This is a genomic window from Aeromonas sp. R2-1, assembly GCF_040908425.1.
GTDB classification, from domain to species: Bacteria; Pseudomonadota; Gammaproteobacteria; order Enterobacterales; family Aeromonadaceae; genus Aeromonas; species Aeromonas caviae.
The window spans coordinates 14,574-34,420 of the sequence record NZ_JBFODR010000039.1; the positions used below are offsets into that span (position 1 = coordinate 14,574).

Consider the following 19,847-nt stretch of genomic DNA (forward strand, 5'->3'; position numbering starts at 1 on the left):
GCAACCGGTGATTTGCTATGCTCACGCCGCATTTTTTTGGAGAGCAGACGCACATGTCCCTTGGACAGAAGATTTCCAGAGCCATCCTGCAATGGCCGGTCAGCGGCTTGGTCAATCACAAGAGCCTGCCGGAAAACCCCATCACCGAGCTCAAGCTGGATCCGGCCAGACCCATCGTCTATGCCCTGAAGACCAGCTCGATCACCGACCTGATGACCCTGCAACAGTGCTGCGAGGATCTCGGTCTGCCCGGCCCCTTCACGCCGCTGGAGCTGAACGGTCAACTGCTGCCACGCAACGTCTGTCTGGATCGTCCGCCTCCCCTGTTCGGCACGCGCAACAAGCCGCTCCCCTTCCTGCAGGAGTTCCACCAGCTGCTGGACCTGCACAAGCAGGATCCGGCGCTGGACATCCAGGTAGTACCCGTCACCCTGTTCTGGGGCCGCGCACCGGGCCGGGAAGGCGAGGAGGCCTCCGGCTGGAACATCATCAGCAGCCTGGCGCCAAACCGCCTGAAGAAGGCGCTGATCGTGATCCTGAAAGGGCGCGAGAACCTGGTGCGCTTCTCCCCGCCCCTCTCCCTGCGCTACATGGCGGACAAGCACGGCACCGACGAGGCCATCGCCCACAAGCTGGCGCGGGTGGCCCGTACCCACTTCAGCCGCCAGCAGCTGGCCGCCACCGGGCCCAAGCTGCCGAACCGCAACCTGCTGTTCAAGCAACTGCTGGATTCGAGCGTGATCCAGCAGGCCATCGAGGAGGAGGCCAGACGGGAAGGGATCAGCCTGGAGAAGGCGCAAAAGCGTGCCCACGGCTACATGGACGAGATCGCCTCCAATTTCTCCTATCGGTTGATCCGCCTCGGGGAGAGTTTCCTCGGCTGGCTGTGGAACAAGCTCTATCGCGGCCTCTCGGTCAACGGAGCAGAGCAGGTGCGCCAGCTCGCCCAGGAAGGGCACGAGATCGTCTACGTCCCCTGCCATCGCAGCCACATGGATTACCTGCTGCTCTCCTACGTCATCTACCACCAGGGCATGGTGCCGCCCCACATCGCGGCGGGCATCAACCTCAACTTCTGGCCGGCGGGCCCCATCTTCCGCCACGGCGGCGCCTTCTTCATCCGCCGCACCTTCAAGGGCAATCCGCTCTACAGCACGGTATTCCGGGAGTACCTCAACCTGCTGTTTGCCAAGGGCTACTCGGTGGAGTTCTTCACCGAGGGCGGGCGTTCGCGTACCGGTCGCCTGCTGCCCCCCAAGACCGGCATGCTGGCGATGACCCTGCAGGCCATGATGCGCGGGCTGGACAGGCCGGTGACCCTGGTCCCCGTCTACCTCGGCTACGAGCACGTGATGGAGGTGAACACCTACCACAACGAACTCAAGGGGAGCCGTAAGGAGAAGGAGAGCTTCCTGCAGGTGCTCGGCATCCTGCGCAAGCTGCGCAACTATGGCCGCGGCTTCGTCAACTTCGGTGAGCCGCTGACCCTCAACAATTACCTCAACGAGCACGTGCCCAGCTGGAAGGATCACATCGGTGAGGAGGAGCGTCCCGAGTGGATGGCCTCCACCGTCAACCAATTGGCCGAGCTGCTGATGACCCGCATCAACGATGCCGCCGCCGTCAACGGCCTGACCCTGAGTGCCCTGGCCCTGCTGGCCGCCGAGCGCCACGCCCTGACCCGGGACGAACTCCAGGCCCAGCTCAACACCTATCTGGACCTGCTCAAGCAGGTGCCCTACAGCCCGCACAGCACCATGCCGGACGAGGACGCCAGGACCCTGCTGGAGCAGGCGATGGAGCTCAACAAGTTCGAGGTGAGCGAGGACAAGCTGGGCCAGATCATCAGCCTGGACCGCTATCAGGCGATCCTGCTCACCTACTACCGCAACAACATACTGCACCTGTTCGCCATGCCCTCCCTGGTGGCGGCTCTGATCGAGCGGTGCGAGGGGATCTCCCGCAGCGAGATCGTCGCCCGCTGTGTCGACATCTACCCCCTGCTCAAGACCGAACTCTTCCTGCGCTATGAAGAGGAGGAGCTGCCTGAACTGATCGATGCCCTGCTGGCCGAGCTGTTACGCCAGCAACTGGTCGAGGCACGCGACGGCGGCTACTGGGTCAACCCCGGCAACCAGATGCGCCTGCTGCTCTTGGCCGAAAGCATTCAGGAAACCCTGCAACGCTACGCCATCGTGCTGACCCGCATGCTGGCCCAGCCCCACATCGAGGCGGAGCAGCTGGAAGCGGACGGCCTGATGATGGCGGAGCGCCTCGGCACCCTGCACGGCATCAACGCCCCCGAGTTCTTCGACCAGAAGCTGTTCAGCACCCTGATCCACACCCTGCGCAGCGAAGGCTATCTGGATCCGGGCTGCAAACCGGATCTCGGCCGCTTCCAGGCATTGGCCGACAACATAGTGCCGCTGCTTAGCAACAAGATCCGCCGCACCATCCAGGCGGGCAACCGGCTCTGAGGCGTCGACACCCAATAAAAAGGCCGCATCATGCGGCCTTTTTTCATCAAGGAAGGGGGCGGGTTAGAGGTAGTGAACCATCACCCCGAGCAGCACCAGCGCCCCCACGTAGTTGTTGTTGAGGAAGGCCTGGAAGCAGGCTTCCCGCTGCCGCTCACGGATCAGTCGCTGTTGGTAGACGAACAGCGCCGCCGCCCCCAGCAGTCCCCAGTAATAACCTGACCCCAACCCCATCAGCTGCCCGACCCCCAGCAGGATCAGCAGGGTCGCCAGTTGCAGCGCGCCGATGATCCGCTTGTCGTGACGGCCGAACAGGATGGCGCTCGATTTCAGGCCGAGCTTGAGGTCGTCATCCCTGTCCACCATGGCGTACTCGGTGTCATAAGCGATAGTCCACAGCAGGTTGGCAAGAAACAACAGCCAGGCTTCCGGCGGCAGGGCATTGGCCTGAGCCGCGTAGGCCATGGGAATGGACCAGGAGAAGGCCATGCCGAGCACCAGCTGGGGGATGGGGATGAAGCGCTTCATGAAGGGGTAGCAGACCGCCAGCAGCAGACCGGCAAAGGACAGGCTGATGGTGAGTGGGTTCAACGTCAGCACCAGGGCGAACGAGAGAAGCGCCAGCACGGCGAACAGCACCAGCACTTCCCGCTCGGCGACCCGCCCCATGGGCAGCGGTCGCCCGGCGGTGCGTTTCACATGACCATCGAAGTTGCGATCCGCATAGTCATTGATGACACAGCCGGCGGAGCGCATCAGAAAAACGCCCACCACGAACACGGTCAGGATCCAGGGGTCAGGCAGGCCACCAGCCGCCAGACAGAGCGCCCACAGGGTCGGCCACAGCAGCAGCAGGGTACCGATGGGCTTGTCGATGCGGGCCAACTGCGCATAGGCCAGTCCCCGCTCCTTGGTTAACAGCTTCACTCCAGCTCCTTATCCGATGGCAACGAATGAGACGATAGCGAGGGCAGGAAAAGTTCATGGACCAGCAGTGGCCATTGCCCCAGAAACAGGCGGGAACGACGCCCCCAGACGGTGGCGGCCGGACACCAGGGATTGCTCGCTATCTCGAAACAGGCCAGTTGCAGGTGATCCCGCCGCGCCGGTGCATCACCGAAAATGCGCTCTCCCAGCGGCTGCTCTCCCAGATCCTGCAAACCGCCCCCCTGCAAGGCCGCTTCGGCAAACAGGGTCCAACCCAGGATGGCAGGCCCGCCATCACCGTGCAGGATCACCTCGCGGCACATGCCCACGGGGGCCGACACCGCCACCAGCGCCTGCTCGTCCACCGTCAGCGACACGGCGCGATTGCCGAGCAGTTGCACCGAGAGGTGATGATTGTAACGACGCAGGCGCCGGGTCATGGAATCGGCCTCCAGCAACCAGGGACGCAGCGCCTCGGGTGGTTCGCACTCTGCAGGCGCCCGCCACGGGACGAGCTGGACGAGGGGAACAGTCAACTCGGACTTCACAGCTTCACCATCCGGAGATTTCCGTTGTCAGGTTAAAAACCGGTTTATTATCCGTAAATCAATGGCGAATTGTAAGAACATCCGTGCTTGACGGCCCCGATGGCAGCATCAAAAATGGGGCATCCGTCGCTGCCGAGCCATCCAGATGAAGATCTTCAGAATTCTGCTGCTGTCCCTGGGGTGTACCCTCTTGAATACACATGCCTTCGCCAATGAGGAAGAGGCCACCGATCCCGCCTCCTCCGCCGTCCAGCCGGGATTCGCCTATCACGCTCTGGATCCGGACATCATCACCAACTACCTTGGCGACGGCAAAACCCTCGGCTATGTACGGGTGACGGTAGAGCTGATGGCCACGGACGCTGCCGACCTCAAGTTGCTGGAGCAGCACGACCCCCTGATCCGCGACGCCATCATCCGGCTGATTGGCAGCAAGACGGGCGCACAGATCAAGTCCCTGGTGAACCGGGAAGAGCTGCGCAAGGAGTGTGAGGCCAAGGTCAACGAACTGCTGGTCAAGGAGACGGGCAAGAAGGCGGTCCGCGAGCTCATCTTCACCAAATACCTGTACCAGTAACCACACCGGGAGGGGTCCTGCCCCTCTCACCCGTTGCATTCACTGTCGAGGACGTCATGGGTCACAAGACGCTGTGTGAGTGGCGCCGTCACGAGATCCCCGCCGATCTCAAGACGCTGCGCAAGATTGTGCGCAAACCCAAATTCGTGTGTGGCAAGTGTGCCCGCAGCGCCAATGACAAGGATTACCTGTGCCAGCCGCTGCGGCTGAAACATAAGGAAGGGTAGGTCCCTCTTCTCACGAAGAGATTCACGCAAGATTTCAGAAGAGAGAGGAAGGCTGATTTATTGATCAGTCCAGCCATGGCGACCCTGTTCAAACAGGCGACGGGCCTGCACGTCGTTGGGACAGACGCCGCGATACTCCTCTCCCGACCGTCCTGCCAGATAGAGATGCTCGGGTCGGCAATACCAGGCCAGCCCCTTCTGGCGACCCAGCTCCCAAAGGGCAAGGTCCACTTTTTCCCCGCACTGGGTCTGGTGAAAAGCCACCCTATCGCCAGCAAAACCGAGCTTGCCGTCCGCCTCTCCCACGTCGCTCCACACCTTCTCGCAAGGGTCGTCGGAGTTGGAAACACAGCCCCCGAGCAGGGCGGCACAAAACATGATGACGAGTGAGCGCATATTCATCCTTGGCGTCGTTGGAATCGTTGTTGAGCCGCTGCCTGCCTTGTACAGCGTCATTTGAGCAGTTCATTCTAACCAGCCCGCCCCGTTCTCACCAAGGGCTGCCCCCCTCGCCACACAAAAAATCGGGCGGGCACCAGGCCCGCCCTCAGGCGTTACAGGGAGTCACTGATCGTCGAGAGGGTCATAGTCCTGCCAGCTCTCGTCATCCAGCTCCTCCAGCTCGTCTTCCCAGGATTCCGGCTCCCAGTCATCATCGAGATCGAAATCAGGCGTCTGCGTACCCATGCTCATTCTCCTTGGATAGTGCACCGGCCTACAAAGTCTATCCAGAATAATGGGGCTCGCCAGTGGTTCCGATCAGAGCTTGACCAGGGTGCAGCCAGCCACCTGGAGTCATGGCTCCGGTGGCATCCACGCTCTGCTCCAACCCGGTGACAGACCGGGCGAACACGTCGGCTGGCAGTTCCCGCGCAGGGCGACGGTGCACCGACCTGGTCTTCGGTCACAACGCCTTGAACATGCTTGCCTCGACCTGTCGTGGCATCGCTCGTCAGGTGCTCTGGCGCTTTTGCAATTGAAAATCCAGGGCGAGGCTCATGCCGGCCACCTCCTCGCCCGCCAGCTGGCGCAGGATCAGCTCCGCCGCCTCCCTGCCCATCTGGTGATAGGGGATCCTGACCGAAGTCAGCGCAGGATGACAGGCGCGCGCCACATCCAGATCGTCGAAACCGGCGATGGCGAGCTTGCCCGGCACGCTCAGATGGCGGCGCTGGCATTCGAACAGCACCCCGGCCGCCAGCTCGTCGTTGACGCAGATCAGCGCATCCAGTTCGGGCCAGCGCAGCAGAAACTCCCCCAGCATGGCCGCCCCCGTGCTAAAACTCGGCAGCTCAGAGGTATTGATGATGGCGTCCGGGGAGAGGTAGTTGTCCAGCAGCGCCTTCTGCCAGCCCTGCATGCGCTGCTGCAGCATCCACTGCTCCTGGCGGGCACAGAGAAAGCCGATGTTGCGATGACCGCGCTCGATGAGGTGGCGGGTCAGCTGATAACCGGCATCGAAGTTGGAGACCCCGACGTTCATGTCGATGGGATGGCGCGCCATGGCTCCCACCTCCACCACCGGCAAGCGGGCCGCCTGCAGGCGCTGCCGGATGACCTCCCCGGGATCCCCCCCAAACAACACCACAGCGGCCGGATTGTGCTGCAGGAAATTGCTGAGCAGGCTGGCCTCCTGCTGCTTCAGGTGCTGGGCATCCCCCAGCATGATCTGGTAGCCCTCGGCGAGCAGGGTCTGCTGCAGCCCGGCAATCATGTCACCGCAGGCGCGCTCCGCCAGGCTGGGGACGATGACCACTATGGTCTGGGAAGTGGCGGAAGCCAGCGCCCCCGCCGCCCGATTGGGGATATAGCCGAGTTCATCCACCGCCGCCTCGATGCGCTCTCGCATCTTGTCGGACACCAGCTCGGGGGTGCGCAGAGCGCGCGACACCGTCATGGCTCCCACCCCAGCCAACTGGGCCACGTCGTTGAGGGTCACCCGACCCGTGCTGCGGCGTTTTTTCGCTTCTGACATCCTTTCCCTTCCTCGGCATACGGGCATTCACTTTAAGGCAAAAGCGGGGCACTGACTATTTGCTCAAACCGGATTTTACCTTCTTTGAGGCCGATAAGGGGCAGGATGAATCCCTTCTGTGAGAGAAATGATAGCGCTATCACAGATCAATGTTAGCGCTATCTGGTAGCGCTAACTTTCGCGATCAAGCTCACAGTTATCAAAGGGCAAGATCGCTAGATTGGCGCCATCCTATCCAGCCCGGACACTGCCATGCTGACCCAATTGCTGACCGAGGAGGTCATTTCCATCGAAGCGGGCGCCCGCGACTGGCGCCACGCCATCGAGCTGGCCACCGCCCCCCTGCTGGCCAACGGCACCATAGAGCCCTCCTATGTGGCGGCGCTCTATCGCTCCCACGAGGAGCTCGGCCCCTACTACGTGCTGGGACCGGGCCTGGCCATGCCCCACGCCCGCCCGGAAGACGGCGTCAACCGGTTGGGACTGGCGCTGACCGTGCTGAAGGAGGGGGTCAACTTCGGCTCCGAGGGCAACGACCCGGTCCGGCTGCTGGTCACCTTGGCCGCCAGCGACAGCAACTCCCACGTGGAGACCATCGCCCAGCTGGCCGAACTGTTCATGAATGAAGAAGACGTGGCAGCCATCATGACGGCCACCAGCAAAGACGACATCTTGCGCATCCTGGCGCGTTATTGAGTGGCGCCCTGCGCCCCACAGAGGAAGAGAACATGAAAATTCTGGTTGTATGCGGACACGGCCTGGGCACCAGCCTGATGATGGAGATGAGCATCAAGAGCATTCTCAAGGAGCTGGCCGTGACGGCCGAGGTGGATCACCGGGATCTCGCCTCCGCCGGCAGCGAGCGCGCCGAGATCTTTGTCGCCACCCGCGACATCGCCGAACAGCTGGTCAGCATGGGCGTCGACGGCCGGCTGGTATCGCTGGACAACATGGTCGACAAGGCCGCCATGAAAGAAAAACTCGCCATCGCCCTGCGCGAGCTGGGCGCACTCTAACCCCTTTGCGACTGTCTGGGCGGCCGGTGAGCCGCCGCTTCCATCTGCTTGGAGCTGACCATGGAATTTTTCAATTTTCTGATGTTTGACGTGCTGTCGGAGCCGGCCGTGCTGGTTGGCCTCATCGCCCTCATCGGCCTGATCGCCCAGAAGAAACCGGTGACCGAGTGCATCAAGGGCACGGTCAAGACCATCATGGGCTTCGTCATCCTGGGAGCCGGCGCCACCCTGGTGGTGAACTCGCTGGGCGACTTCGCCACCATCTTCCAGCACGCCTTCGGCATCAAGGGGGTGGTGCCCAACAACGAGGCCATCGTCTCCATCGCCCAGCAGTCGTTCGGCAAGGAGATGGCGATGATCATGTTCTTCGCCATGCTGGTGAACATCCTGATCGCCCGGCTCACCCCGTGGAAATTCATCTTCCTGACCGGTCACCACACCCTGTTCATGTCGATGATGGTGGCAGCCATCCTTTCCGCCGGCGGCATGAGCGGCATCCCGCTCATCGCGGTGGGCAGCCTGGTGGTCGGCGTGACCATGGTGCTGTTCCCGGCCCTCGCCCACCCCTACATGAAGCAGATCACCGGCTCCGATGACGTGGCACTCGGCCACTTCTCCACCTGCTCCTACGTGCTGGCCGGCTGGATCGGCGCCAAATTCGGCAACAAGGCCCACAGCAGCGAAGAGGTGCAGGTGCCCAAGAGCCTGCTGTTCCTGCGCGATACCCCGGTGGCCATCTCCTTCACCATGGGCATCATCTTCCTCATCACCTCCGCCTTCGCCGGCCCCGAGTTCGTCGCCAGCGTCGCCAAGGGCAAACACTGGTTCATGTTCTCCCTGATGCAGTCCATCACCTTCGCCGCCGGTGTCTACGTCATCCTGCAGGGGGTACGGATGGTCATCGCCGAAATCGTGCCGGCCTTCAAGGGGATCTCCGACAAGCTGGTGCCCAACGCCAAGCCGGCGCTGGACTGCCCCATCGTCTTCCCCTACGCCCCCAATGCGGTGCTGATCGGCTTCCTGTCGAGCTTTGCCGCCGGTCTGGTGGGCATGGTGCTGCTCTACCTGCTGGGGCTCACCGTCATCATTCCGGGGGTGGTACCGCACTTCTTCGTTGGCGCGGCGGCCGGGGTGTTCGGCAATGCCACCGGCGGCCGTCGCGGCGCTTTACTCGGTGCCTTCGCCAACGGCCTGCTGATCACCTTCCTGCCGGTGTTCCTGCTGCCGGTACTGGGAGATCTCGGCTTTGCCAACACCACCTTCAGCGATGCCGACTTCGGCGTGGTGGGGATCCTGCTCGGCCTCATCGTACGCTGATCACTCTTGCCCATCGGGGGCATGGCCGACGGTGCCATGCCCCCGCTCATCTTTCCGCACTGCCAGCCGGGCCCCACCAGCCCGAACAACGTCGAAAATATGTGCAAACACAGTGCGTTGGATCGGATTTTCACCCCATAGCGGCAGCATCTGACAGGGGAGTGCGATATGCTGATGCGCTGACGTTCAACCCGACCTCGCTCGAGGCCCTTTCCATGAAATACCTGGTAGTACAAACCAAACAGATAGGAGATGTGCTGATCTCCACCGCACTGTGCAACAACCTCAAGCAGCACGACCCTGCCGGGAAAGTTCACTATCTGGTCATGGATTACTGCGCGGGCATGGCAGAGGGAAACCCCAACATCGATCGATTGATCGTCATCGAGAAGGCGCGCCGCAACGAGTGGCGCTACATGAAGGATTTGCTGCTGGGCATTCGCCGCGAGCGCTACGATGTGGTGATCAACAGCCAGGGCCAGATGATAGGCCTGCTGACCTGCCTCTTCTCCGGCGCCCGCCTGCGGATCGGCTTCGACTCTTTCCCATGGCGCCTGGGCCACAACCGCATCGTGCGCTTTCGCCATGACACCGAGCATCAGGGCAACAGCACCCTGGTGGACGACCGGTTTTCACTGCTCAAGCCGCTCAAGCTGGCCAGCGAAGATCGCAACTACTACCTCTGGCTCAGCGACGGGGAGAGACAACGGGGGCGCGAGACCCTGCTGGCCGCTGGCGTCGACCCGACCCGGCCACTCATCGCCATGGGGGTCAACTCCCTCGGTCACTACAAGCGCTGGCCCATCGACTGCTTCGCCGAGGTGGCGCGCTGGCTGATCGAGCAGCACGACGCCCAGATCCTGATCTACTGCGGGCCGGGGGAAGAGGAGTACAACCGCAGCCTGAAGCCGCTGCTGCCAGCAGCGCTGCAGGCCAGCGTGTTTGACCATGTTCAGACCCGCTCGGTACGGGAGCTGGTGGGGCTCTTCGCCCATTGCCAGCTGTTCGTCGGCAACGACACAGGCCCACGGCATATGGCGCAGGCGCTGGATATCCCCCTGCTCACCATCGTCTCTCCCCTCGGACACTCCGCCATTGCCAATCCCGTCTCTCATCCCCGTTATCGCTTCGTCGACACGGGTCGTCAGGATCCGCAGCAGGAAGTGCGCGAGGTACAGATGCAGCTGGATGAGCTCTGGAGTCAAGTCACTCCCGTCACCGGCAAGCAGGCAGATGGAGACACGGCTCCCCTGCCCACTGTCTAGCACGGTGATGCCATATCGCCATCATTTGCGCAGGCGGAAGAACTCCTTCTGCCATTCATAGAGATACCCTGACCAGCCTTTGGCCTTGGCACGCAGGAACACAAGACCGGATGAGCGTTTCCAGCTGTGCTGGAACCAGTGAGTCATGTAGCGCTCTGCCGCCGGCTCGAAATGAATCGCCTCCCCCTGGTAGTTGTAGAAATAGTGCACGGGGGCGATCAGGGCGGTATCCCCTGATGATGCCAGCTTCTCCGAGACCAGGTGTGTCATGATCTCCGGCCCCATGTACATGGGAGAGGACATGATCTCCTGTTCATAGAAGCGTACCAGTTCGGACAGCATGGCCGAATCCTGTCTGGCGTAGATGACCGCGGTGCCGATCAGCCGATCGGATTCGTAGCCAACGCCAAAGGCCACGGACTCGAAGAGCGGGAAGGGATCCTGGTTGATGGTGACATCGGTATCCAGGTACAGACCCCCTTCCTGAGCGAGGATCTTGAGCCGCAGGTAATCGGTCACGAAGGCCAGCAGGCCTCGCCGGTAGCACTCCCGGGCAAAGGTGCACTCCTGTATCCAGCGTTTGACCTGCGGATCCGTGTCCAGCCAGAGCTTGTAGTCGTAACCCTGCTTGCGCCAGTCATCGATGCACACGTGCGCCAGAGGAGGCAAGCGGCTGCCGAGCCAGATGGCGTGAATGGTTCTGTTGGTCGCACTCATGCCTTGCCCCCCGCCTGTTTCATGTTCCACAGGGCCATCCTGACGAAGCGGTAGAAGCGATAGAGTTCACGGGTCAACTTGAATCCCAGCGGAACTTTCTTCAGCACGACCTGATTCTGAATGTCGCTGCCCATGTCCCGCGGACTGTAGATGGCATAGGGAATCAGGCCGGTACAGATGAGCCCGGTGCGATAGGACTCACCGATGAAGTTGTCGACCGAACAGAGCCACCGCTGGCTGTGGGCCAGCAACCGGCGGGCCCCCTGGGGAGAGATGCTGTATCCCGTGGTCCAGCACGAGTTGTTGTGCCAGAACATGAGCTGCATGTTGTCCACTGTAGTCAGGGCCGTGGCGGTGCCGATCTGGGGTTCCACTTTCACATACTCGTACTGTTCGTGGATCTTCGGCAGGGTACCCACCACCTCTTCAAAATACTGGGTGGGCAGGAAGTCGTCTTCCAGGATGAGGATGGGCTCGTCGAGCTCGACACACTTTTCCCAGAGCAGGTAGTGGCTGGCATAGCACCCCTTTTCCCCGGGCGTCAGCGGTCTGCTGCGAAACCGGATCCTGTGCTGATCATCCGGCAGGGCTTGCAGCCGCTCGGGCAGCCCCTCAAAACCGTTCACTGCGCTGAAAAATTCGAAGGGGATGCCTCTGGCAGAGAGCACAGACTCGACACGACTGCGCCGCTCGACGGCCCTATCCAGACTAATGACGTAAATTTTCATGACCTTCCTTTCCAAACCTGTTCAGTTCCCAATGCAATGCGGCCGAGTAGATGGCGCCCATGAAGACGCTGAATACCCACTGCCCGGAGCGCATGTAGAAGAATGATTCGAAGTTGTTGATGATGAGCCAATAGAGGATGAAGGAGATGGCCAGCATCTTGATGAAACGGGACGAAACCGGACAGCACAGCACCTGGCGGAGCACCGAGAAGAGCGTGCCATACAACACCAGGAAACCGGCTACCCCCCAGCACACCAGTGTTTCCATGTTGGAGTTGTGCAGGTGACGAAACTCCCGGGTAATGTAGTCAGGCAGCGTCTTGGAGAGGGTGATCACCAACGACTGGCTGCCATAGCCTGTCCCGAAGAAGGGGTGAGCCAGGAACCACTGGATGGCCTCCAGCCAGGTCTTCAATCTCACCCCGATGCTGAAGTCCCGTACCTCGTTCCAGTTACCCGTCAGGATGGCATGCACATCCCCCTGATGCACGAAGCCGGCCAGCAACCGCTCCCGGATGAACGAAACCTGATAAAGCGCCAGCATGGTCATCAGCAAAATGGCGTAGGTCAACACCACCTTGCGCCTTGGCCAGTGCTCTCCTCCCCCCAGCAAGGGGAGGATGGCCAGCGAAGCCGAGATCGCCAGCCAGGACTGACGGGACTGCAGAATGACGGAGAAGACCCCGAACAACAGGATGCCGAGCAGGATCCCGGCATTGCCCAGCGACAGCTTCCTGAATTTCGATGTAAGCAAAAAGAGCACAAAAAACAGGAAGCAGGCCCCCGCGATCAGGGAGCCGTGCTGGGCATTGCGGTAATTGAAATCTACCCTGGCCCCATCAAGACCTGTCTCGACGATGGAGAAGAAGGATGAGTGATAGGCAAAGGTGAAAATGACACCGAGGCAGAAGGTCAGCAGGGTGATGACGATGCGGCGAGGGTCCCCCTTCAGCCAGTAGGCGAGACCAAGGAAAAAGAAGAGGTATGCCATCGACTTCACAGAAGGGTACTTGAGGGCATACTCGGGCACGAACTGTCTGGATGCGACCCAGCTCAGGCACTGTACCACCACGGCCAGACAGAGCAGTTGAAAGATCCTGTTCCTTGCAAAGGAGGTCCTCTCCACATAGAAGGCCATCAGGGTGGCCAACACTATGATGGTCTGACAGACGTCGGCGATCAGCTGAATCGAATCCTTGAACAGGGTGTAACCCAGAATATTCAGGAAGATGAAGTTGCCGAACGCCTGGCCGTGAAAGATGCGGAGAAAATCGTCACTCGTCGATGAGTCATGATCTGTCATACGGATCAAGGTGTATCCCTGTCAGGTTTTTCGGAAGACATAGTTGCCACGGATCTTGCGCCACAGACCAAACATGTCGGTGCGGGGGAAGATGGCGATCCGGCGGATCTGGAACGGATCCCGGTGCATGGCTCTGGGGCCGCTGTTGGTGGCCACAGCATAGCGATAACCGGCGGCAACGGCCTGGGCTTTTGCACTGTCGTTCAGATCCCCGTAAGGATAGGCAAACGAGATCAGGGGATGGCCGAGCAACTGCTCCAGCCAGGCCTTGTTGGCCTGGATCTGGTGGGCCTGCTCCTCTGGGGGGAGCGTGCTCAGGCGGGGGTGAGTCAGAGTATGGCCCCCGATCTCCACATGACCGGAGGCCACCAGCGCCTTGATTTCGTCCGGGGTCATCAGGGTCACCGGGGTATCGGGGTGAGTCGGGTGCTCCACATCCCAACGATTGTGATCCTCACCGGTCACCACATAGACCACCGCCTTGTAGCCATACTTTTCCAGTAGCGGCAGCATGCGGGTGAGGTTGTCCCGATAGCCGTCGTCCACGGTGATCATCAGGTACTTCTTGCCGTATTGCAGCCGGTGGATGAACCCGTTCTCCGCCAGGTCGGCAAATGTCAGCGTCTCGTAGCCCAGCCACTTCATCAGCTTGAGGTGCTTCTCGAACATGGCGACCGGGAGCCAGGTGCCATGCACTCCCTTTTCGCTCTCGTGCTCGATGAAGCGGTGATACATGATGACCGGCATCTCCCGGCGCAGGGTCTCGACCACGGCATCCTGATAGACGGATTCCAGCCCGGTCACGACGCCTTGCAAATCATACTCTTGCAGGATCCGTTGGCGCACTGGGTCTGGCACCACCTTGGAGGCCAGCGCCGAAGGGATCTGCGCCTTCAGCCCGGCAAAGTCGATGGCCAGATCCCTGGGGCCGATGTCGCCGAAGTTGCTGGCGAGGGCCTCGTCCAGATTCTGCTCCGTCACCAGACCGATGGCCCTGGCTTCGCCGATGGCAAACGCCGGACGACCGCACAGCAGCGCCTCCATCGCCACCCGACCGGCACCAATCACCAGATCGCAGCCCGCCATCAGGGCGGGCACATCGTCCACATAACCGACGAAGTCGACCCTGTCCTGAAAACGGGCAAAACGCGCCGGCACCTGGGTGCCGCTGACGACGCGAACCCGGCAGGCTTCCAGATCCAGCACCTCGTCCAGCAGCCGATAGCAGAGCTCCCCCTTGGGGCCGCTCAGCCGGCCTATGATGGCGATCACCGGTTTGTCGTTGTCCGGTATCGGCACGGGCTGGAACTTGTCGGTCTCGATGCCGTTGCGCAGCACCTGCACCATGGCCGGGTCCACCCCCAGGTTGTCGATGATCTGGCTGGCGATATCCTCGCACACCGCCACCGCCCGATAGCCCAGCGCATGGAATGCCTTGCGGGAGGCGTGTACCGGCTGGCGCCCGTGCACCGTGGTGATCATGGGAGTGCCGGTCAGCTTGCAGGCGACGTAGCTGCTCCAGCCCGAGGCGCGCGAATGGGCGTGCACAAGCTGGATCCTGTGCTTGCGGATCAGATAGATGAGATAGAAGACGTGCCAGAAGCGGCGCAGGATGCTGCGCTTGTTGAAGCGCAACCGAAAGACCGGCCCCAGAGTCGGTTTGGTCAGGGTGTCAGAGACGTAGAAAACCTGGTGGCCACGGCGGGTCAGCTCGTTGCCGACCGTGGTGGCATAGACCTCCGCGCCCGTCACTTCGAGCTGGGAGAGAGCCATCAATATGTTCATGCAAGCGCATCCGATCGACGGGTGGCCAGAGCCACCCGCCAGAGGGGGATCAAGCCCGGTTCAGCCAGGCCATGTAATCGGCCACGCCTTCGGCCACAGTCTTGAACTCGCCGTCATAGCCGACGCCGCGCAACTTGGTGAGATCCGCCTGGGTGAAGCTCTGGTAGCGACCCTTGAGGTGATCCGGGAAGGGGATGTATTCGATGGCGCCTGTCTGGTGATGCCTGATCACGGCTTCCGCCACGTTCTGGAACGGCTCAGCCCGGCCGGTGCCGCAGTTGAAGATGCCGGAGTGCTGCGGATTCTGCCAGAACCAGAGGTTCACCTTGCAGACGTCGTCCACGTAGATGAAGTCGCGCATCTGGCCGCCATCCGGGAAGCCGTCACAGCCCTCGAACAGCTTGGGATTGTCACCCTGCTTCACCTGGGTATTGAGGTGGAAGGCCACGGACGCCATGGAGCCCTTGTGCTGCTCGCGGGGACCATAGACGTTGAAGTACTTGAGACCCACCACCTGAGAGTTGATCTCCGGCATCCAGCGACGCACGTACTGATCGAACAACTGCTTGGAGTAGCCGTAGACGTTGAGGGGCTGCTCGAACCTCGGGTCTTCGATGAAGTTGTCGTTGCGCCCGCCATAGGTCGCGGCGGAAGAGGCGTAGATGAAGGGGATTTCCCGTTCGATGCAGTAGTGGAACAGATCCTTGGAGTACTCGTAGTTGACCTCCATGATGAACTTGCCGTTCCACTCGGTGGTCGCGGAGCAGGCGCCTTCGTGGAAGATCACCTCGATGCCGTCATCCCACTCCTCGAATTCGTCACCGGAGACGATCCGCGCCTGGAACTCGTCCTTGTCCATGTAGTCGGCGATGGTGAGGTCGACCAGGTTGACGAACTTGGTGCCGTCGGTCAGATCATCAATGACCACGATATCGGTCCGTCCTTGAGCGTTCAGCTGCTTGACCAGATTGCTGCCGATAAAGCCAGCACCGCCAGTTACTACGATCATGGAGTTTGCCTCGCGTACGTTGTGGCCCCGTGTGACTGCCTGTTAAAGCTGTGTATAGTGGGCCAATTTGAAATTGCCGAAAAGTTTATCACGGGCCGCAAGGGGATTCGACCTCGATGACTTTTCCCCTTAGGGCCCGGCAGAGGGAGCAGCGATGAAGACCAGAGACAGGATCATCCACAGCGCCACCGAGCTGTTCAACGATCAGGGCGAGCGCAACATCACCACCAACCATATTGCCGCACACCTTGGCATCAGCCCGGGCAACCTTTACTACCACTTCAGAAACAAAGAAGACATCATCCACTCCATCTTCGATCAGTACGCCCGCCACCTGAGCGACAGCTTCACTCCGATCCGCAGCAGCGAGATCCGGCTGGAGGATCTGATGGGCTACCTGGATGCCATCTTCTATTTGATGTGGCAGTTCCGCTTCTTCTACGCGAACCTGCCGGACATCCTGAGTCGCGACGAGCTGCTGCAGCAGAAATACCTCAAGGCACAGGAGCAGCTCCGAGCCACCGTGGAGACGCTGCTCAGAAGCCTGCGCGAAGGCGGCATCATCGCCGTCAGCGATGAAGACCTGCCGGATCTCGGTCAGACCATCAAGATGGTCGTCACCTGCTGGATCCCGTTCCAGATCGCCCAGGCCCCGGCCACCCGCATCACCAAACCCCTGCTCTACCAGGGGGTCTTGCGGGTGCTGTTTTTGCTGCGCCCCTACGTGCAGCCACAGGTGGCCCCCCAGATACATCAACTGGAGCAACATTATCACCAACTGGCCCAACCAGCCGGGTGAGATCTGTTTCACAATTGTTGATTATCAGCATAAAAATTTGAATTTATACGCAGGGATTACAGTAAAATGTCGCCCATTCTAGGGTCTGTCGGCGTTTCGTCGCGACCGTGACGACGCCGAACCGTGCGGGTTGCACGGCCCGGGATCCTGATAACACAGTCGATACAGCAATGAGGACCGAGGATGTCTAACGGATTCTATCGTCACCTGACCGAACAGCTCGAACAGGTCAAGGCGGAAGGGCTATACAAGCAGGAGCGCATCATCACCTCGGCCCAGCAGGCCCAGATTGCGGTGGGTGGCGAGCAGGTACTGAACTTCTGTGCCAACAACTACCTGGGGCTGGCCAACCACCCCGACCTGATTGCCGCCGCCCATCAGGGGCTCGAGAGCCACGGCTTCGGCATGGCCTCCGTGCGCTTCATCTGCGGTACCCAGGACCAGCACAAGGAGCTGGAGCAGAAGCTGTCCGCCTTCCTCGGCACCGAAGACAGCATCCTCTACTCCTCCTGCTTCGACGCCAACGGCGGTCTGTTCGAGACTCTGTTCGGTGCCGAAGACGCCATCATCTCCGACGCCCTCAACCATGCCTCCATCATCGATGGGGTGCGGTTGTGCAAGGCCAGGCGCTATCGCTACGCCAACAACGACATGGCCGAACTGGAAGCCCAGCTCAAGCAGGCCGATGCCGACGGCGCCCGCTTCAAGCTGATCGCCACCGACGGCGTCTTCTCCATGGATGGCGTCATCGCCGACCTCAAATCCATCTGCGATCTGGCCGACAAGTACGACGCGCTGGTGATGGTGGATGACTCCCACGCCGTCGGCTTCATCGGCGAGAACGGCCGCGGCACCCACGAATACTGCGAGGTGATGGAACGGGTCGACATCATCACCGGTACCCTGGGCAAGGCGCTGGGGGGCGCGTCCGGTGGCTACACATCCGGCAAGAAAGAGGTGATCGACTGGTTGCGTCAGCGCTCCCGTCCCTACCTCTTCTCCAACTCCCTGGCACCCTCCATCGTCTCGGCCACCATCAAGGTGATCGACATGCTGGCCGAGGGTCACGACCTGCGTGCCCGCCTCAAGGAGAACAGTGCCTACTTCCGCGAGCGCATGAGCGCCGCCGGCTTTACCCTAGCCGGTGCCGATCACGCCATCATTCCGGTCATGCTGGGGGATGCCAAACTGGCCGCCGAGATGGCGAGCCGCATGCTGGACGCCGGTATCTACGTGGTGGGCTTCTCCTTCCCCGTGGTACCCAAGGGTCAGGCGCGCATCCGGACCCAGATGTCCGCCGCCCATACCCGGGAGCAACTGGACAAGGCGATCGATGCCTTCATTCGCATCGGTCGCGAGCTCGGTGTGATTTGATCACATGGCTGGCTGATTAAAACGGGGGCCAAGGTTGGGCCCCATTTTATTACCCTCTGTACCCGGCATGGCGCCGTGAGGAATCTGTCATGAAAGCACTCTCCAAACTCAAATCCGAAGTCGGCATCTGGATGACCGATGTCCCGGCTCCCGAGCTCGGCCACAACGATCTGCTCATCAAGATCCGCAAGACCGCCATCTGCGGCACCGACATGCACATCTACAACTGGGACGAGTGGGCCCAGAAGACCATTCCCGTCCCCATGGTGGTAGGGCACGAGTATGTGGGAGAGGTGGTCGCCGTCGGCCAGGAAGTGCGCGGCTTCGCCATCGGCGATCGCGTCTCCGGCGAAGGCCACATCACCTGCGGCCACTGCCGCAACTGCCGTGCCGGTCGCACCCACCTGTGCCGCAACACCATTGGTGTGGGTGTGAACCGCCCGGGATCCTTCGCCGAATACCTGGTGATCCCGGCCTTCAACGCCTTCAAGCTGCCGGACAACATCCCCGATGAGCTGGCCGCCATCTTCGATCCGTTCGGCAATGCCGTGCACACCGCCCTCTCCTTCGACCTGGTGGGTGAAGACGTGCTCATCACCGGCGCAGGCCCCATCGGCATCATGGCCGCTGCCGTCTGCCGTCACGTTGGCGCCCGTCACGTGGTGATCACCGACGTCAACGAATACCGGCTGGAACTGGCCCGCAAGATGGGCGCCACCCGTGCCGTCAACGTGGCCAAGGAGAAGCTCTCCGATGTCATGGAAGATCTCGGCATGACCGAAGGGTTCGATGTGGGGCTGGAGATGTCCGGGGTGCCCAGCGCCTTCCAGGACATGATCGACAAGATGAACCACGGCGGCAAAATCGCCATGCTCGGCATTCCTCCCTCCACCATGGCCATCGACTGGGGCAAGGTGATCTTCAAGGGACTCTTCATCAAGGGGATCTACGGCCGCGAAATGTTCGAAACCTGGTACAAGATGGCAAGCCTCATCCAGTCTGGCCTGGATCTCAGCCCCATCATCACCCATCACTTCCACATCGACGACTTCCAGCAGGGCTTCGAAGCCATGGGCTCGGGCAAGTCCGGCAAGGTGATCCTGAACTGGGATTGAGGACACGCGAGGGGCGCCTGGGCAATCAGCGCGCCCTCTCTTGTTCAGCCTCACGAAACCCGGCGCATGCCGGGTTTTTTTATGTGGGATCACCCTTTCCCGCTCTACCACTTTGTTTGCAGATTGCTTAACACTTCACACACAAGCGTTTAAATGGCTGTAACTATTCGGTTATAATCCCGTCGTTTTCTGGGGATAATAAGAGCCTGCTGGGAGTACATGAGCGTGTTGAAAAAACTGAGCTATTTGCTGGCTGCCGGGATGGCGGCCGCCACTCTGTCCGGCGCCGTCCTTGCCGCCGATGACATGTCGACAGAGGCCATCGCCGAGCGTATTGCCCCGGTTGGCCAGGTTTATACCGCCAAGGATCTGGAAGGCATTGCGACCGCGGCGGCGGCGCCTGCAGCAGCCTCCTCCGGCCCACGTGACGGAGAGACCGTGTTCAAGGGTGCCTGCTTCGCCTGCCACGATACCGGTGCCGCCGGCGCCCCCAAGCGAGGTGACAAGGCCGCCTGGGAGCCACGCATCGCCCAGGGATTCGACACCTTGCGCAAACACGCCATCGAAGGCTTCACCGGCAAGGCTGGCATGATGCCACCGCGGGGGACCTGCGCCACCTGCAGTGACGAAGAGATCGAGAACGCCATTCACTACATGATCGACAAGCTCTAAGTAATTGAAAGGGCTC

General features: G+C 61.1%; 21 protein-coding genes. 11 read left to right on the forward strand and 10 right to left on the reverse strand.

Translation table 11 applies throughout. The annotated features are described in order from the left end of the window. Positions 1–53 precede the first annotated feature (53 nt). Entirely contained in the window at positions 54–2,477 is a 2,424-nt protein-coding gene (gene plsB, locus AB5Y80_RS14715) for a glycerol-3-phosphate 1-O-acyltransferase PlsB (protein ID WP_368173121.1), read from the forward strand. A gap of 63 nt (positions 2,478–2,540) precedes the next feature. Here plsB and ubiA read toward each other — a convergent pair whose 3' ends face one another. Both ubiA and AB5Y80_RS14725 read right to left on the reverse strand, forming a co-directional pair. Continuing rightward, the gene (gene ubiA / locus AB5Y80_RS14720; RefSeq protein WP_010672442.1) at positions 2,541–3,404 is read right to left on the reverse strand and encodes a 4-hydroxybenzoate octaprenyltransferase; all 864 of its coding nucleotides are present in this window, start codon (positions 3,402–3,404) and stop codon (positions 2,541–2,543) included. Then, on the reverse strand, positions 3,401–3,952 hold the full coding sequence (locus AB5Y80_RS14725; protein ID WP_029313450.1) for a chorismate lyase: 552 nt from the start codon (positions 3,950–3,952) through the stop codon (positions 3,401–3,403). Before AB5Y80_RS14725 ends, ubiA begins: the two co-directional genes overlap by 4 nt. A gap of 145 nt (positions 3,953–4,097) precedes the next feature. Between AB5Y80_RS14725 and AB5Y80_RS14730 the strand changes: the two genes are divergently transcribed. Both AB5Y80_RS14730 and AB5Y80_RS14735 read left to right on the forward strand, forming a co-directional pair. After that, positions 4,098–4,529 carry a flagellar basal body-associated protein FliL gene (locus AB5Y80_RS14730; protein WP_201927896.1) on the forward strand — a complete coding sequence of 144 codons (432 nt, stop codon included), beginning with the start codon at positions 4,098–4,100 and terminating at the stop codon, positions 4,527–4,529. A 56-nt stretch (positions 4,530–4,585) separates the two neighbouring features. Further along, entirely contained in the window at positions 4,586–4,756 is a 171-nt protein-coding gene (locus AB5Y80_RS14735; protein WP_010672439.1) for a hypothetical protein, read from the forward strand. A gap of 57 nt (positions 4,757–4,813) precedes the next feature. Here AB5Y80_RS14735 and AB5Y80_RS14740 read toward each other — a convergent pair whose 3' ends face one another. The 3 genes from AB5Y80_RS14740 to AB5Y80_RS14750 form a co-directional block, all read right to left on the reverse strand. Continuing rightward, positions 4,814–5,152, reverse strand: a complete 339-nt coding sequence (locus tag AB5Y80_RS14740) for a DUF2799 domain-containing protein (protein WP_041212113.1) — start codon at positions 5,150–5,152, stop codon at positions 4,814–4,816. Between the two features lie 168 nt (positions 5,153–5,320). Next, positions 5,321–5,443 carry a hypothetical protein gene (locus AB5Y80_RS14745; RefSeq protein WP_010672437.1) on the reverse strand — a complete coding sequence of 41 codons (123 nt, stop codon included), beginning with the start codon at positions 5,441–5,443 and terminating at the stop codon, positions 5,321–5,323. 265 nt (positions 5,444–5,708) lie between these two features. Next, positions 5,709–6,731 (reverse strand): LacI family DNA-binding transcriptional regulator, encoded by a 1,023-nt coding sequence (locus tag AB5Y80_RS14750; RefSeq protein ID WP_041212112.1) that lies wholly within the window; start codon positions 6,729–6,731, stop codon positions 5,709–5,711. Between the two features lie 252 nt (positions 6,732–6,983). On the opposite strand from AB5Y80_RS14750, the gene AB5Y80_RS14755 reads away from it, so the two are divergent. The 4 genes from AB5Y80_RS14755 to AB5Y80_RS14770 all read left to right on the forward strand — a co-directional run bounded on the left by AB5Y80_RS14755 (position 6,984) and on the right by AB5Y80_RS14770 (position 10,329). Then, positions 6,984–7,427, forward strand: coding sequence for a PTS sugar transporter subunit IIA (locus AB5Y80_RS14755; RefSeq protein ID WP_104455056.1), 444 nt, complete (start codon positions 6,984–6,986; stop codon positions 7,425–7,427). A gap of 32 nt (positions 7,428–7,459) precedes the next feature. Further along, positions 7,460–7,747, forward strand: a complete 288-nt coding sequence (locus tag AB5Y80_RS14760; protein ID WP_026142047.1) for a PTS sugar transporter subunit IIB — start codon at positions 7,460–7,462, stop codon at positions 7,745–7,747. A gap of 60 nt (positions 7,748–7,807) precedes the next feature. Beyond that, positions 7,808–9,064 carry a PTS ascorbate transporter subunit IIC gene (locus tag AB5Y80_RS14765; RefSeq protein WP_011704190.1) on the forward strand — a complete coding sequence of 419 codons (1,257 nt, stop codon included), beginning with the start codon at positions 7,808–7,810 and terminating at the stop codon, positions 9,062–9,064. 215 nt (positions 9,065–9,279) lie between these two features. Then, positions 9,280–10,329 (forward strand): glycosyltransferase family 9 protein, encoded by a 1,050-nt coding sequence (locus tag AB5Y80_RS14770; RefSeq protein ID WP_368173122.1) that lies wholly within the window; start codon positions 9,280–9,282, stop codon positions 10,327–10,329. A 21-nt stretch (positions 10,330–10,350) separates the two neighbouring features. On the opposite strand, the gene AB5Y80_RS14775 is transcribed toward AB5Y80_RS14770, so the two are convergent. The 5 genes from AB5Y80_RS14775 to rfaD are packed head-to-tail and all read right to left on the reverse strand — an operon-like array spanning position 10,351 to position 15,871. Further along, positions 10,351–11,046, reverse strand: coding sequence for a glycosyltransferase family 32 protein (locus AB5Y80_RS14775; protein WP_039041138.1), 696 nt, complete (start codon positions 11,044–11,046; stop codon positions 10,351–10,353). Next, positions 11,043–11,774: a glycosyltransferase family 25 protein gene (locus AB5Y80_RS14780; RefSeq protein ID WP_042864640.1), complete on the reverse strand. Its 732-nt coding sequence runs from the start codon at positions 11,772–11,774 to the stop codon at positions 11,043–11,045. Before AB5Y80_RS14780 ends, AB5Y80_RS14775 begins: the two co-directional genes overlap by 4 nt. Next, positions 11,755–13,077, reverse strand: a complete 1,323-nt coding sequence (locus AB5Y80_RS14785; RefSeq protein WP_368173129.1) for an O-antigen ligase family protein — start codon at positions 13,075–13,077, stop codon at positions 11,755–11,757. Before AB5Y80_RS14785 ends, AB5Y80_RS14780 begins: the two co-directional genes overlap by 20 nt. A 21-nt stretch (positions 13,078–13,098) precedes the next feature. Next, on the reverse strand, positions 13,099–14,862 hold the full coding sequence (locus AB5Y80_RS14790) for a polysaccharide deacetylase family protein (protein WP_368173123.1): 1,764 nt from the start codon (positions 14,860–14,862) through the stop codon (positions 13,099–13,101). Between the two features lie 49 nt (positions 14,863–14,911). After that, positions 14,912–15,871, reverse strand: coding sequence for an ADP-glyceromanno-heptose 6-epimerase (rfaD, locus tag AB5Y80_RS14795; RefSeq protein ID WP_368173124.1), 960 nt, complete (start codon positions 15,869–15,871; stop codon positions 14,912–14,914). Positions 15,872–16,025: 154 nt separating this feature from the next. Between rfaD and AB5Y80_RS14800 the strand changes: the two genes are divergently transcribed. From AB5Y80_RS14800 to AB5Y80_RS14815, 4 genes are all read left to right on the forward strand, one after another. Continuing rightward, positions 16,026–16,670, forward strand: coding sequence for a TetR/AcrR family transcriptional regulator (locus AB5Y80_RS14800; protein ID WP_010672429.1), 645 nt, complete (start codon positions 16,026–16,028; stop codon positions 16,668–16,670). A 183-nt stretch (positions 16,671–16,853) separates the two neighbouring features. Continuing rightward, complete coding sequence (locus AB5Y80_RS14805; RefSeq protein WP_052815560.1) at positions 16,854–18,044, forward strand: glycine C-acetyltransferase; 1,191 nt, start codon at positions 16,854–16,856, stop codon at positions 18,042–18,044. 89 nt (positions 18,045–18,133) lie between these two features. After that, positions 18,134–19,159, forward strand: a complete 1,026-nt coding sequence (tdh, locus tag AB5Y80_RS14810) for an L-threonine 3-dehydrogenase (RefSeq protein WP_010672427.1) — start codon at positions 18,134–18,136, stop codon at positions 19,157–19,159. A gap of 219 nt (positions 19,160–19,378) precedes the next feature. Then, a complete protein-coding gene (locus AB5Y80_RS14815) occupies positions 19,379–19,831 on the forward strand; it encodes a cytochrome c5 family protein (protein ID WP_039041132.1) in 453 nt (150 codons plus the stop codon). The last annotated feature ends 16 nt before the right edge of the window (positions 19,832–19,847 follow it).

What these genes read in the sequence shown, in the direction of transcription:
- AB5Y80_RS14790 (WP_368173123.1), bottom strand. Translation starts at nt 14,862, where the DNA reads ATGAACATATTGATGGCTCTCTCCCAGCTCGAAGTGACGGGCGCGGAG.
- AB5Y80_RS14760 (WP_026142047.1), top strand. Translation starts at nt 7,460, where the DNA reads ATGAAAATTCTGGTTGTATGCGGACACGGCCTGGGCACCAGCCTGATG.
- AB5Y80_RS14735 (WP_010672439.1), top strand. Translation starts at nt 4,586, where the DNA reads ATGGGTCACAAGACGCTGTGTGAGTGGCGCCGTCACGAGATCCCCGCC.
- AB5Y80_RS14730 (WP_201927896.1), top strand. Translation starts at nt 4,098, where the DNA reads ATGAAGATCTTCAGAATTCTGCTGCTGTCCCTGGGGTGTACCCTCTTG.
- plsB (WP_368173121.1), top strand. Translation starts at nt 54, where the DNA reads ATGTCCCTTGGACAGAAGATTTCCAGAGCCATCCTGCAATGGCCGGTC.
- AB5Y80_RS14775 (WP_039041138.1), bottom strand. Translation starts at nt 11,046, where the DNA reads ATGAGTGCGACCAACAGAACCATTCACGCCATCTGGCTCGGCAGCCGC.
- AB5Y80_RS14765 (WP_011704190.1), top strand. Translation starts at nt 7,808, where the DNA reads ATGGAATTTTTCAATTTTCTGATGTTTGACGTGCTGTCGGAGCCGGCC.
- AB5Y80_RS14805 (WP_052815560.1), top strand. Translation starts at nt 16,854, where the DNA reads ATGTCTAACGGATTCTATCGTCACCTGACCGAACAGCTCGAACAGGTC.
- AB5Y80_RS14815 (WP_039041132.1), top strand. Translation starts at nt 19,379, where the DNA reads ATGAGCGTGTTGAAAAAACTGAGCTATTTGCTGGCTGCCGGGATGGCG.
- tdh (WP_010672427.1), top strand. Translation starts at nt 18,134, where the DNA reads ATGAAAGCACTCTCCAAACTCAAATCCGAAGTCGGCATCTGGATGACC.
- AB5Y80_RS14785 (WP_368173129.1), bottom strand. Translation starts at nt 13,077, where the DNA reads ATGACAGATCATGACTCATCGACGAGTGACGATTTTCTCCGCATCTTT.
- AB5Y80_RS14745 (WP_010672437.1), bottom strand. Translation starts at nt 5,443, where the DNA reads ATGGGTACGCAGACGCCTGATTTCGATCTCGATGATGACTGGGAGCCG.
- AB5Y80_RS14740 (WP_041212113.1), bottom strand. Translation starts at nt 5,152, where the DNA reads ATGCGCTCACTCGTCATCATGTTTTGTGCCGCCCTGCTCGGGGGCTGT.
- AB5Y80_RS14800 (WP_010672429.1), top strand. Translation starts at nt 16,026, where the DNA reads ATGAAGACCAGAGACAGGATCATCCACAGCGCCACCGAGCTGTTCAAC.
- AB5Y80_RS14780 (WP_042864640.1), bottom strand. Translation starts at nt 11,774, where the DNA reads ATGAAAATTTACGTCATTAGTCTGGATAGGGCCGTCGAGCGGCGCAGT.
- AB5Y80_RS14755 (WP_104455056.1), top strand. Translation starts at nt 6,984, where the DNA reads ATGCTGACCCAATTGCTGACCGAGGAGGTCATTTCCATCGAAGCGGGC.
- rfaD (WP_368173124.1), bottom strand. Translation starts at nt 15,871, where the DNA reads ATGATCGTAGTAACTGGCGGTGCTGGCTTTATCGGCAGCAATCTGGTC.
- AB5Y80_RS14770 (WP_368173122.1), top strand. Translation starts at nt 9,280, where the DNA reads ATGAAATACCTGGTAGTACAAACCAAACAGATAGGAGATGTGCTGATC.
- AB5Y80_RS14750 (WP_041212112.1), bottom strand. Translation starts at nt 6,731, where the DNA reads ATGTCAGAAGCGAAAAAACGCCGCAGCACGGGTCGGGTGACCCTCAAC.